Source organism: Pseudomonas sp. FP2335 (assembly GCF_030687535.1).
GTDB lineage: Bacteria > Pseudomonadota > Gammaproteobacteria > Pseudomonadales > Pseudomonadaceae > Aquipseudomonas.
This window is the reverse complement of sequence record NZ_CP117437.1, coordinates 5,576,374-5,588,396: the sequence shown is the minus strand read 5'-3', so window position 1 is coordinate 5,588,396 and position 12,023 is coordinate 5,576,374. Positions and strand designations below refer to the sequence as shown.

Below are 12,023 nucleotides of genomic sequence, written 5' to 3'. Positions count from 1 at the left end.
AGAACCTTTCGCGCGGCGGTGGTTCATAGCGGTGAGTGCGGCATGTCATATTTAGTGCTAAAACTCTAATTTCTGTTTAAAAACCAAAAAAGGAAGCAGTGATGACGGTGGCCTTCTGGTGTGTGTTGATTGCGATTTTCCTGCCTTACCTGTGCACGGGTGTGGCCAAGTTCAGCGGCGGTAAGTTCGGGCCCCGGCAGAACCATGATCCGCGTGCGTTCCTGGAGACGCTTGATGGGGTCGCCAAACGTGCGCACAACGCGCAGCTCAACAGTTTTGAAGTCACCCCGGCGTTTGCGGCGGCGGTGATTGTCGCGCACCTGGCCGGCACGGCTGAGCTGGTGACGATCAATGTGCTGGCGGTGTTGTTTATCACCAGTCGCCTGCTGTACATCATTTGTTACCTGGCGGACTGGGCGATGTTGCGTTCACTGGTGTGGTTCGTGGGCATGGCGTTGATTGCGAGTTTCTTCTTCATCTCGATCTAAAGCCTGATAACGATCCCCTGTGGGAGCGGGCTTGCCCGCGAATGCGGTGGTTCAGCATCAGATGTGCTGACTGACACGCCGCTTTCGCGAGCAAGCCCGCTCCCACATTTTTGATCTTCAGCGCTTGTCAGCTCCCGGTAGTGACTTGCGGCACTTGTGGCAATGCTGCGCCTTTAGGCCACAACATCCAGATCTGCCCCTGCTGCTTCATATTCCCCGCCAGCTCACCCGCTGCTGCGCCAGTGCCCCAGAACAAGTCCGCACGCACTTCGCCGGTGATTGCACCGCCCGTGTCTTGCGCGGCTACAGGTCGCGCGATGGGCGAGCCATCCGGCTTGGTGGTGGACAGCCACAACAGACTGCCCAACGGAATCACCTTGCGATCCACCGCCACGCTGTAGCCGGCAGTCAAGGGTACGTTCAACGAACCGCGCGGGCCTTCGTTGCTGTCGGGGCGCACGCTGAAGAACACGTAGCTGGGGTTGCTCGCCAGCAGTTCCGGGATGCGCTGCGGGTGGGCCTTGGCCCAGGCACTGATGGTGCCCATGGTCACGTCTTCTTTCTTCAACTCGCCTTGCTCCACCAGCCAACGCCCGATAGGGCGGTAGGGGTAGCCGTTCTGGTCGCCATAACCGATGCGCAGTTGGCGTCCGCCGGCCAGTTGGATACGGCCCGAGCCCTGGATCTGCAGGAATTGCAGGTCCATCGGGTCGGTCAGCCAGGCAATCGGCTTGGCGGTGGAGCCCTGGCCATTGATCGCACTGGCGTCGTCGTAAGGCTTGAGTACCCGGCCTTCGAGGCGGCCGCGCAGGCGCTTGCCCTTGAGTTCTGGGTAGATGCTTTCGAGGTTGACGATGATCAGGTCATCCGGCACGCCGTACACCGGCACGTCGGCTTTGGCGGTCTTGGTCAGGCTGCCGGGGTAGACCGGTTCGTAGTAGCCGGTGATCAGGCCGTTAGGCGTGTTGTCGGCCGAACGCAGGCCGAAGACATCCAGGCGCTCTTTGAGAAAACCGCGTACCGCCTCGGCATTTCCCGGCACCGTAGCCGCTGCGGCGCAGGTCGCGCCCCAGATCGGGTCGGCCTTGAGGCGTTGGCAGGCACTGCGCCAGGATTCAAAACCGGCCAGCAGGTCGCTGTCGGATACCGCCGGCAAGGCTTCCCAGGGCGCGCTCACATAGGTGGCCACGGCGTGGGGTTTGGAAGTTTCATCTTTGGCTGTTTCTTTCCCCGCATCGCAACCGGCAAGCAGCGCGATCAGCGGTAGAGCCCACGCCAGGCGGCGGCTCCAAGGGTTGAGGGTGACATTCATACACGTATTTCCTGAAGCGATTGCCCGCGCCGTAGCGCCTGTTGGGCAACCCTTATTATTAATAGGGCTATTGGTCTTTGTGGGCTGGGCGAGGATACTGGCCGCCGTTTCCCGTGACCCTGAAGCCACCATGACTTTTAAACGATTGACCGTTGTATTGCTGGCCTGCCTGACACTGTCTGCCTGCGGCGGCGTTGATCCGAATTCGCCCTTGGGCCAGCGCAAGGCGATCTTCAAACAGATGCTCAAGACCGGCGAAGACCTGGGCGGCATGCTGCGTGGGCGCATCCCGTTCGACGGCGCCAAATTCGCTGAAGGTGCGGTCAAGCTGGACGCGTTGTCCCATGAGCCATGGAAGCACTTTCCGAGCGTGCGCGAAGAAGACCATAGCAGCGCCAAAGATGATGTCTGGCAGAAACAGGCGCAATTCCAGGAATTGGCCCGCAACCTTGAAACGGCCACCGGTGAATTGGTGACCGCCAGCCAGGTGCAGCCTTACAAGGCCAGCAACCTGGGGCCTGCGGTGCAGAAAGTCGAAGATGCCTGCAGCGCGTGCCATAAGCAGTTCCGCGACCACTAAGCGATTTTACTGGTCGAGCTCTTCCACAGCGTCCTGCAGCTCTTTACGCGACTCGGCAAGCTTGTCCTTACGCTTGTTGATCTTGTCCGCGTCGCCTTTTTTCATGGCCTTGTCGAGGTCGGCCTGACGGCGACTGACTTCGTGCTTGGCGTCGAGTACCTTGTTTTCCCGTTCCTTTTTCAAGGAGGCGTCGGTGCAATTGGCGGTGACTTCGCTCAGGGCTTTTTCCAGGCCGGCTTGCTGGGCGCTGTTGCCGTGGGCCTTGGCTTGTTCGATCTGGGCGCTGATGGCCTGGCGCTTGGCGGCGCAGCCGGTGAGTTGCGGGGCGTCTTCGGCGGCCAGCAACGGCGTGGCCATGAAGCTTGCGACGGTCAGCAGGGCAAACGGTGCGAGAAATTTCATGTGGAGCTCCAAGGTCGCAATCTGATGGCCGGGCGGGTTCAAAACCCGTCGATCCCGGCCGCGCGTAATGTTTCAGCCATGGCCAGCACCTGCGGGTCGCGAAAAAAGGCGCTCAATTGCGCCGCGCGACCGGGGCCGATGCCGTCGGTTGCCAGCCAGGCTTGGGTGTCTTTGGCAGCCAGGGTGTGCCAGCCGCCTTCCAGGTTGTTGCGTGCCGTAGGCGGTACGCCGAGGGCTTTGAGCCATTGTGCAAAGGGCCGTTGTCGCGCGCTGCGCAGGCTGTCGAGCACTCGCGCGCGACTGCGATCACCGAGGCCGTCAATGTTAGCAAGCTCTGCCGCATCCAGGGTTAACCAATCGAGAAAGCCTGCGATTAGACCGGCCTGGATCAATACGTTCCACGTCTCGCGGCCCACATGGGGCAGCGCCAGGCCCTGATTACTGCTGAGCCAGGTGAGGCGGGCGAGCAATTGCTCTTCGCAACCGGGGTCCAGTTGCCAGCAACTGAGGGCGTGAAAGGCGCCGGCGTCGGGGGCGTGCACCTCGACACGCTCGGTGTTGCGCAAAATCACCTCGTCCAACCGCGGGATCACCTGGCCTGCGAGGCTGATGGACACCTGATCGCCGGGGCGTATGTCCAGCGCTTGCCAGCGTTTCAATGAGCCGGTGCTGACGCGACTGATCTGCCGGTCATCCAGGCGCACCGGTTCCAGTTCCAGGATCGGCGTGATGCGCCCGGTGCGGCCGATCTTGAACTGCACCTTGCGCACCAGTGCCAGGGCCTTGGTGACCGGGTACTTCCACGCGACCACCCAGTAAGGCGCGCTGACTTTCCAGCGCTCGGCCGGTGCGCGTAGTGCCTGGTGCAGTACCACCCCATCGCTGGCGAAGGGCAACGGGTGGGTGTACCAATAAGTGCGCCAGTGCGCGGCTTCGCTGATGCTCCGGACCGGCTGGCTGTAGCGCTGGCTGTCGGTGAAACCCAGGTGTGCGAGGGTATTCAGGCGTTCGTTGAATGAGGCCGGGCCGTCGGGCCAGGCCCAGACAAACAGGCCGATACCGGCGGCGTCGGCGTCGCTCAGCTGTTGGCGGTTCATCAGCCCGGCCACCTTGCTGCGGGCATTGAGCCCGCCGTGTACCGATTGCACATGGTCGGTGAGGCGCCAATAGAGTTCACCTTGCAGGACCAGGTCGATGGGCTCCGGCAGGTGCTGGACAATGCCGGGGATCCTGCGTGCGGCGGCTGACCAGTCCTGGCCCTGGAGACCGTCGCCGCGGCTGATCAACCGGCTCAGGCGGCCCTTGCGATACACCAGGGTCACAGCCACGCCATCGATCTTGGGCTGAATCCAGACATCCTGGCGGGTGCTCAGCCAGGCCTCGACAGCGTGTTCATCCAGGAGTTTTTCCAGGCCGGTATGGGCGACGGGGTGGGGGTGGGTGCCCCGGGAGCTGGCCAGGGGGTTGTCTGCTGGCGCCGTGGGTTGGGGCGCGCACTCGCGCCAGCGGGCCAGGCGTTGGCGGGCCTGGTCGTAAAGCTCGTCGCTGATGGGGGACTGCCCGAGCCGGTGGTAACTATCGTCCCACTGGCGGATCTGCGCGGACAGGCTGTTGATCTGTGTCCGGGCGTCATCGGGGCAATCCTCGGCCCACGCCCAAAAAGCGCACATGCTGAGTAAAAGAGCCATCACTGAACGCATCATGAGCATCCTTGCTCGGAAGGGGAACCCAGCCTAAATGATCCACACGCCCACAAAAAAGCCCCGACGGTGCGGGGCTTTTTACGGGGTGTTTCTGCTTACTTGAACAGGCCGCCCAGTGCTTTCACGGCGTCGTTCTTGTCGGCCTTGGCTTCGGTGGTTTGCTGCTTGGCGTCGGCCTTGGCCTGGGTTTCGGCGAGTTTGTCACAACCTTTGTTGACTTGGTCCTGCGCCGCTTTGAAGGCCTTCACGGACAGCGTGTCGTTCTTGGCTTCGGCGGCATCGATCTTGGTTTGCAGGTCTTTGGCGTGTTGTTGGCAGTCGCCGGAGTTGCCGCCCAGTTGGGAACTCAGGGCGCCGCTCAGTGCGCTCAAGTCGGTGCCGGCGTGAGCAGGCAGGGCGAACAGGCTGAGCAGAAGGGCAGCAGGGGCGAGCGTGGAGATGCGCATGAAAAACCTCAATGTTCGATTGCTCGCGCGCGGATGAATCCCGGGCTGGCGCAAGGCAATATCCAAATAAGGTGAAGGCCCGAGAGGGCGCGGATTCTAGTGGGCCATTATTTGGCCTGCAAGGTTTGGATCCAAAAAATGTGAACATCACCGCGAATCATCCGGCAATAAAAAGCCCCGCCGGGCGAACCCGGCAGGGCTTTGGGTACTGCGGGCGATTACAGGCCGGCAGCGACGCGCAGGTCGTTGGCGCGGTCGGTTTTTTCCCAGGTAAACGTGGTGAAGGTGTCGTCGCCAACCGTCTTCTGTGCAGGGGTGCGGCCGAAGTGGCCGTAGGCTGCGGTTTCCTGGTACATCGGGTGCAGCAGGTCAAGCATGGTGGTGATGGCGTACGGACGCAGGTCGAAGACCTCACGCACCAACTTGACGATCTTGTCATCGCTGATCTTGCCGGTACCGAAGGTATTCAGCGAGATCGACGTAGGCTGGGCCACACCGATAGCGTAGGAAACCTGGATCTCGCAACGCTCGGCCAGGCCGGCCGCCACGATGTTCTTGGCCACGTAACGACCAGCATAGGCCGCCGAACGGTCAACCTTGGATGGGTCTTTGCCGGAGAACGCGCCGCCGCCGTGACGGGCCATGCCGCCGTAGCTGTCGACGATGATCTTGCGGCCGGTCAGGCCGCAGTCGCCCACTGGGCCACCGATGATGAACTGGCCAGTCGGGTTGATGTGGAACTGGGTGTCTTTGCTCAGCAGTTCAGCCGGTAGCACGTGCTTGACGATCAGCTCCATCACGCCTTCGCGCAGGTCGGCGTAGGACACGTCCGGGTTGTGCTGGGTCGACAGTACGACAGCGTCGATACCGACGACTTTGCCGCCTTCGTAACGGCAGGTCACCTGGGACTTGGCGTCCGGACGCAGCCATGGCAGCAGGCCGGATTTGCGCGCTTCAGCCTGACGCTGCACCAGTTGGTGCGAGAAGGTGATCGGGGCTGGCATCAGCACGTCGGTTTCGTTGCTGGCATAGCCGAACATCAGGCCCTGGTCGCCGGCGCCCTGATCTTCAGGCTTGGCGCGGTCGACACCCTGGTTGATGTCGGGGGATTGCTTGCCGATGATGTTCATCACGCCGCAGGTCGCGCCGTCGAAGCCGACGTCGGAGCTGTTGTAGCCGATGTCGGTGATCACATCACGGACGATCTGCTCCAGGTCAACCCAGGCCGTGGTAGTCACTTCGCCAGCGATGATCGCTACACCGGTTTTCACCAGAGTCTCGCAGGCCACACGGGCGTGCTTGTCTTCAGCAATGATGGCGTCCAGCACCGCGTCAGAAATCTGGTCGGCGATTTTGTCCGGATGCCCTTCAGACACGGACTCGGAGGTGAAAAGGGAGTATTCGCTCATCTCGATGTTTTCCTGATATTTACCGATGGTGAGTGTCGCCAGCCGGTCGCTGAAAATGGCGGACCTGGATCTGGAAACCATTACGTAAACCTACATAGAGGCTTTCCCCGGGAACGAGTCCCGCAGCGGTGGCCCAACGGGCCAGATCGTCCTGTTCAAAACCCAACCAGAGATCACCGCAGGCCTCCTTGGCCCAATTCTGGTTGTGGCTGCATAAATCCGTAACCAACAGGCTACCGCCGGGGTGCAGGAGCCCGGCCATTTGCTTGAGGGCGTCGGCGGGGGCGGCGAAATGGTGCAAGACCATGTTCAGCACCACGCAGTCGGCCTGCAGGGTTGTGCCATTGAGCGCGTCAGCCAGTTGCAGCGTGACGTTGCCCAAAGCCTCGCGCTCGCAGAGCTGGCGCGCCAGTTCGAGCATCGCCGGGCTGTTGTCCAGCGCACTGACGTGCTTGAAACGGCATGCCAGGTCTGGCAGGAAACCGCCATCCCCAGGGCCGACCTCCAGCGCGCTGGCTTCATCACTGAAGCTCAGCTTGTCCAGTAGCGCCAGTACGCTTTCGCGGTATTGGGGCAGACCGGCGATCAGGTCCTGTTGGGCGCGAAACTTCTCGGCCACCCGTGAGAAAAAGTCCTGGCTGGCCGCAGCACGTTGCCCGTGGACCTGGGCGATGCGCGCTTGCACGTCGCCCGGCAGGTTCAGGCCATCGACTTCTTCAAGCAGGGCGGCGTGCAGCTTGCCGCCGAGCAGGTCGGTGTGGGGCAGGGCGCGACGGTAGAAGATTGCGTTGCCTTCGCGGCGGGTAGCCACCAGTTCGGCCTGGGCCAGCACCTTCAGGTGGTGGCTCATGCCGGATTGACCGATGGCGAAGATCTGCGCCAGTTCCAATACGCCAAACGAGTCGTTGGCCAGTGCGCGCAGTACGTTCAAACGCAACGGATCGCCGGCGGCCTTGCACAAGGCTGCCAGTTCATCGCCGTCATCGGGACGCAGGGAGGGCACGGGTAGATTCATAAGGCCAGCAGTCTAGTGACGGGTGCAAAGCATCGCAAGGTCAATATCAAAAAGTTTTGATATTGATCGATAAGTGGCGGTCATAAGCAAGCACTCCAGCCTTTAGACGAACGGGTGGCCGATTTCTGCAAGGGATTGGCGCACAAAGGGCAGGAAAAACCGCTCAAGTGACTATCTGTCATTGCCCGCAGGCGGTGGCTGAGGGAAAATGCCGGTCCTTTTTTCCGTTTCTTTTTATTCAAACCCCAGGAGATCAGCGATGCCCAGCCGTCGTGAGCGTGCCAACGCCATTCGTGCCCTCAGCATGGATGCCGTGCAAAAAGCCAACAGCGGCCATCCCGGTGCCCCGATGGGCATGGCGGATATCGCCGAGGTACTTTGGCGTGACTACCTGAAACACAACCCGAGCAATCCATCGTTCGCCGACCGTGACCGCTTCGTGCTGTCCAACGGCCACGGCTCGATGCTGATTTACTCGCTGCTGCACCTGACCGGCTACGACGTCACCATCGATGACCTCAAGAGCTTCCGCCAGCTGCACAGCCGCACCCCGGGTCACCCGGAATTCGGCTACACCCCAGGCGTCGAGACCACCACCGGTCCCCTGGGCCAAGGCCTGGCCAACGCCGTTGGCTTCGCGCTGGCGGAAAAAGTCCTGGGCGCACAATTCAACCGCCCTGGCCACGACATCGTCGACCACCACACCTACGTGTTCCTGGGTGATGGCTGCATGATGGAAGGCATTTCCCACGAAGTCGCGTCCCTGGCCGGCACCCTGGGCCTGGGCAAGCTGATCGCCTTCTACGATGACAACGGCATCTCCATCGACGGCGAAGTCGAAGGCTGGTTCACCGATGACACCCCGAAGCGTTTCGAAGCCTACAACTGGCAGGTGATCCGCAACGTCGACGGCCACGATCCGGAAGAGATCAAGACCGCCATCGACACCGCTCGCAAGAGCGCACAGCCGACCCTGATCTGCTGCAAGACCACCATCGGCTTCGGTTCGCCGAACAAGCAAGGTAAAGAAGACTGCCACGGCGCCCCACTGGGTGACGCGGAAATCGCCCTGACCCGTGCTGCGCTGAAGTGGAACCATGGCCCGTTCGAAATCCCGGCCGACATCTACGCCGAATGGGATGCCAAGGAAAAAGGCCTGGCGACCGAAGCCGAGTGGGACCAGCGTTTCGCGGCCTACTCCGCCGAGTTCCCGGAGCTTGCCAACGAGCTGGTACGTCGTCTGGCCGGTGACCTGCCTGCCGACTTCTCGGAAAAAGCCTCGGCCTACATCGCCGAAGTCGCGGCCAAGGGCGAGACCATCGCCAGCCGTAAAGCCAGCCAGAACACCCTGAACGCCTTTGGCCCGCTGCTGCCGGAGATCCTCGGCGGTTCGGCCGACCTGGCCGGTTCCAACCTGACCCTGTGGAAAGGCTGCAAGGGCGTGACGGCGGAAGACGCCAGCGGCAACTACATGTACTACGGCGTACGTGAGTTCGGCATGAGCGCCATCATGAACGGCGTGTCCCTGCACGGCGGCCTGGTGCCTTACGGCGCGACCTTCCTGATGTTCATGGAATACGCACGCAATGCCGTGCGTATGGCTGCGCTGATGAAGAAGCGCGTGATCCACGTTTACACCCACGACTCCATCGGTCTGGGCGAAGACGGCCCGACACACCAGCCGGTCGAGCAGCTGACCAGCTTGCGTACCACGCCGAACCTGGACACCTGGCGTCCAGCCGACGCGGTGGAATCCGCCGTGGCCTGGAAGCACGCCATCGAGCGCAAGGACGGCCCTTCGGCGCTGATCTTCTCGCGTCAGAACCTGCAACACCAAGTGCGTACCGACGCGCAGATCGCCGACATCGCCCGTGGCGGTTATGTGCTCAAGGACTGTGCTGGCGAGCCGGAGCTGATCCTGATCTCCACGGGTTCCGAAGTGGGCCTGACCGTTCAGGCGTACGACAAGCTGACTGAGCAAGGCCGCAAGGTGCGTGTGGTTTCGATCCCGTGCACCAGCGTGTTCGATGCCCAGGACGCCAGCTACAAGCAATCGGTCCTGCCGTTGCAGGTCAGCGCGCGTATCGCCATCGAAGCGGCTCACGCCGACTACTGGTACAAGTACGTGGGCCTGGAAGGCCGAGTGATCGGCATGACCACCTACGGTGAGTCGGCGCCGGCGCCAGCGTTGTTCGAAGAGTTCGGTTTCACCCTGGACAACATCCTGGGTCAGGCTGAAGAGCTGCTGGAAGACTAAGGCTGTAAATTGGGGTGGCTGTACTGACGCCTTCGCGAGCAAGCCCGCTCCCACACTTGACCGAGTTCCAGCATGAGAATGCGGTCAAAATGTGGGAGCGGGCTTGCTCGCGAAAGCGGTCTAACAGTCACCCCTCTACCCAAGGTAATCGAGAACCCCATGCCTCAACCGCGTCCCTACAAAGTTGCACTCAACGGCTACGGCCGCATTGGTCGTTGCGTCTTGCGTGCTCTGTTCGAGCGAGGGGCGGCTGCCGGGTTTGAAATTGTTGCGATCAACGATCTGGCCGACATGGCCAGCGTCGAATACCTGACACGCTTTGACTCCACCCACGGCCGTTTCCCAGGCGAAGTGCGGGTCGAGGGCGATTGTCTGCATATTAATGGCAACTGCGTGCAGGTCCTGCGCAGTGCTACCCCCGAAGGCATCGACTGGAAAGCACTGGGCGTCGACCTGGTGCTGGAGTGTTCCGGTGTCTATCACACCCGTGCCGATGGCCAGCGTTTTCTCGACGCCGGCGCGCCGCGTGTGCTGTTTTCCCAGCCGATGGCCAGCGAGGCAGATGTCGACGCCACCATCGTCTACGGCATCAACCAGGATTGCCTGACCGGCGCGGAGCTGTTGGTGTCCAACGCCTCCTGCACCACCAACTGCAGCGTGCCGTTGTTGCGCCTGCTGGATCAGGCGATTGGTGTGGACTACGTGTCGATCACCACCATTCACTCGGCGATGAACGACCAGCCGGTGATCGACGCCTACCACCATGAAGACCTGCGTCGTACGCGTTCGGCGTTCCAGTCGGTGATTCCGGTGTCTACCGGCCTGGCGCGTGGTATCGAGCGACTGCTGCCGGAACTTGCCGGGCGAATCCAGGCCAAAGCCGTACGGGTGCCGACGGTGAACGTGTCTTGCCTGGACATCACCATGCAGACCGTGAGCGACACCGATGCGACGGAGGTCAACCGGATCCTGCGCGACGCCGCCACCAGCGGCCCGCTCAAAGGCCTTTTGGCCTACACCGAGTTGCCCCACGCCAGTTGTGATTTCAACCATGACCCGCATTCGGCGATTGTCGATGCCAGCCAGACCCGCGTTTCCGGCCCGAGGCTGGTGAACATCCTGGCCTGGTTCGACAACGAATGGGGTTTTGCCAACCGCATGCTGGATGTTGCAGGACACTATCTGCACATCGCCTCCAAACAACCTCAACAGTAATTCAGGAACTGCGACCCATGACCGTGTTGAAGATGACCGACCTCGATCTGCAAGGTAAGCGCGTACTGATCCGCGAAGACCTCAACGTCCCAGTCAAGGACGGTGTTGTCACCAGCGATGCGCGAATCCTGGCCTCGCTGCCGACCATCAAGCTGGCCCTGGAAAAAGGTGCGGCCGTGATGGTCTGCTCCCACCTGGGTCGTCCGACCGAAGGTGAGTTCTCCGCCGAAAACAGCCTCAAGCCTGTAGCCGATTACCTGAGCAAGGCCCTGGGCCGCGAGGTGCCGCTGGTGGCTGACTACCTGGCTGGCGTCGACGTTAAAGCCGGCGACATCGTGCTGTTCGAAAACGTGCGTTTCAACAAGGGCGAGAAAAAGAACAGCGACGAACTGGCCCAGCAATACGCAGCGCTGTGCGACGTGTTCGTGATGGACGCATTCGGCACCGCTCACCGTGCCGAAGGTTCGACCCACGGCGTGGCCAAGTTCGCCAAAGTCGCCGCTGCGGGCCCTTTGCTGGCCGCTGAACTGGACGCACTGGGCAAGGCCCTGGGCGCGCCGGCGCAACCGATGGCGGCCATCGTTGCCGGTTCCAAAGTCTCCACCAAGCTGGACGTGCTCAACAGCCTGAGCCAGATCTGCAACCAGCTGATCGTTGGCGGCGGTATCGCCAACACCTTCCTGGCCGCCGCCGGCCACCCGGTGGGCAAGTCGCTGTACGAGCCGGACCTGCTCGACACCGCCCGCGCCATCGCCGCTAAAGTCAGCGTGCCATTGCCGGTAGACGTGGTCGTCGCCAAGGAATTCGCCGAGAGCGCCGAAGCCACCGTCAAGCTGATCGCAGACGTGGCTGCCGACGACATGATCCTGGACATCGGTCCGCAAACCGCGGCCAATTTCGCCGAACTGCTGAAAGCCTCCCAGACCATCCTGTGGAATGGCCCGGTCGGCGTATTCGAGTTCGACCAGTTCGGCAACGGCACCAAGGTGCTGGCCAAGGCCATCGCTGAGAGCTCGGCGTTCTCGATTGCCGGCGGTGGCGACACCCTGGCGGCCATCGATAAATATGGCGTTGCTGATCAGATCTCCTACATTTCTACCGGGGGTGGCGCGTTCCTCGAGTTCGTCGAAGGCAAAGTTCTGCCAGCGGTTGAAGTGCTGGAAACACGGGCCAAAGGCTAAGGCGCGTGATCCGGA

At 61.8% G+C, this 12,023-nt stretch carries 11 protein-coding genes; 5 read left to right on the top strand and 6 right to left on the bottom strand.

The window, feature by feature from the left end; genetic code table 11:
• The first annotated feature begins 101 nt into the window (after positions 1–101).
• A complete protein-coding gene (locus tag PSH81_RS25255) occupies positions 102–488 on the top strand; it encodes an MAPEG family protein (protein ID WP_192299926.1) in 387 nt (128 codons plus the stop codon).
• 127 nt (positions 489–615) lie between these two features.
• Here the strand turns inward: PSH81_RS25255 and PSH81_RS25250 are convergent, their stop codons facing one another.
• On the bottom strand, positions 616–1,800 hold the full coding sequence (locus PSH81_RS25250) for a murein transglycosylase A (RefSeq protein WP_192299925.1): 1,185 nt from the start codon (positions 1,798–1,800) through the stop codon (positions 616–618).
• 130 nt (positions 1,801–1,930) lie between these two features.
• On the opposite strand from PSH81_RS25250, the gene PSH81_RS25245 reads away from it, so the two are divergent.
• Complete coding sequence (locus tag PSH81_RS25245) at positions 1,931–2,380, top strand: cytochrome c (RefSeq protein ID WP_226454533.1); 450 nt, start codon at positions 1,931–1,933, stop codon at positions 2,378–2,380.
• A 6-nt stretch (positions 2,381–2,386) separates the two neighbouring features.
• Here PSH81_RS25245 and PSH81_RS25240 read toward each other — a convergent pair whose 3' ends face one another.
• The 5 genes from PSH81_RS25240 to PSH81_RS25220 all read right to left on the bottom strand — a co-directional run bounded on the left by PSH81_RS25240 (position 2,387) and on the right by PSH81_RS25220 (position 7,355).
• Positions 2,387–2,782 carry a DUF1090 domain-containing protein gene (locus PSH81_RS25240; RefSeq protein WP_192299923.1) on the bottom strand — a complete coding sequence of 132 codons (396 nt, stop codon included), beginning with the start codon at positions 2,780–2,782 and terminating at the stop codon, positions 2,387–2,389.
• Positions 2,783–2,820: 38 nt separating this feature from the next.
• Positions 2,821–4,485 carry an NAD-dependent DNA ligase LigB gene (gene ligB, locus PSH81_RS25235; protein ID WP_226454532.1) on the bottom strand — a complete coding sequence of 555 codons (1,665 nt, stop codon included), beginning with the start codon at positions 4,483–4,485 and terminating at the stop codon, positions 2,821–2,823.
• 95 nt (positions 4,486–4,580) lie between these two features.
• The gene (locus tag PSH81_RS25230; protein ID WP_192299921.1) at positions 4,581–4,931 is read right to left on the bottom strand and encodes a hypothetical protein; all 351 of its coding nucleotides are present in this window, start codon (positions 4,929–4,931) and stop codon (positions 4,581–4,583) included.
• 218 nt (positions 4,932–5,149) lie between these two features.
• Complete coding sequence (gene metK / locus PSH81_RS25225) at positions 5,150–6,340, bottom strand: methionine adenosyltransferase (RefSeq protein ID WP_192299920.1); 1,191 nt, start codon at positions 6,338–6,340, stop codon at positions 5,150–5,152.
• Positions 6,341–6,359: 19 nt separating this feature from the next.
• Positions 6,360–7,355 (bottom strand): metalloregulator ArsR/SmtB family transcription factor, encoded by a 996-nt coding sequence (locus tag PSH81_RS25220; RefSeq protein WP_192299919.1) that lies wholly within the window; start codon positions 7,353–7,355, stop codon positions 6,360–6,362.
• A 259-nt stretch (positions 7,356–7,614) separates the two neighbouring features.
• On the opposite strand from PSH81_RS25220, the gene tkt reads away from it, so the two are divergent.
• The 3 genes from tkt to PSH81_RS25205 all read left to right on the top strand — a co-directional run bounded on the left by tkt (position 7,615) and on the right by PSH81_RS25205 (position 12,008).
• Positions 7,615–9,612 carry a transketolase gene (gene tkt / locus PSH81_RS25215; protein ID WP_192299918.1) on the top strand — a complete coding sequence of 666 codons (1,998 nt, stop codon included), beginning with the start codon at positions 7,615–7,617 and terminating at the stop codon, positions 9,610–9,612.
• A gap of 159 nt (positions 9,613–9,771) precedes the next feature.
• Positions 9,772–10,827 (top strand): erythrose-4-phosphate dehydrogenase, encoded by a 1,056-nt coding sequence (gene epd / locus PSH81_RS25210; protein ID WP_192299917.1) that lies wholly within the window; start codon positions 9,772–9,774, stop codon positions 10,825–10,827.
• A 17-nt stretch (positions 10,828–10,844) separates the two neighbouring features.
• Positions 10,845–12,008: a phosphoglycerate kinase gene (locus PSH81_RS25205; protein ID WP_192299916.1), complete on the top strand. Its 1,164-nt coding sequence runs from the start codon at positions 10,845–10,847 to the stop codon at positions 12,006–12,008.
• The last annotated feature ends 15 nt before the right edge of the window (positions 12,009–12,023 follow it).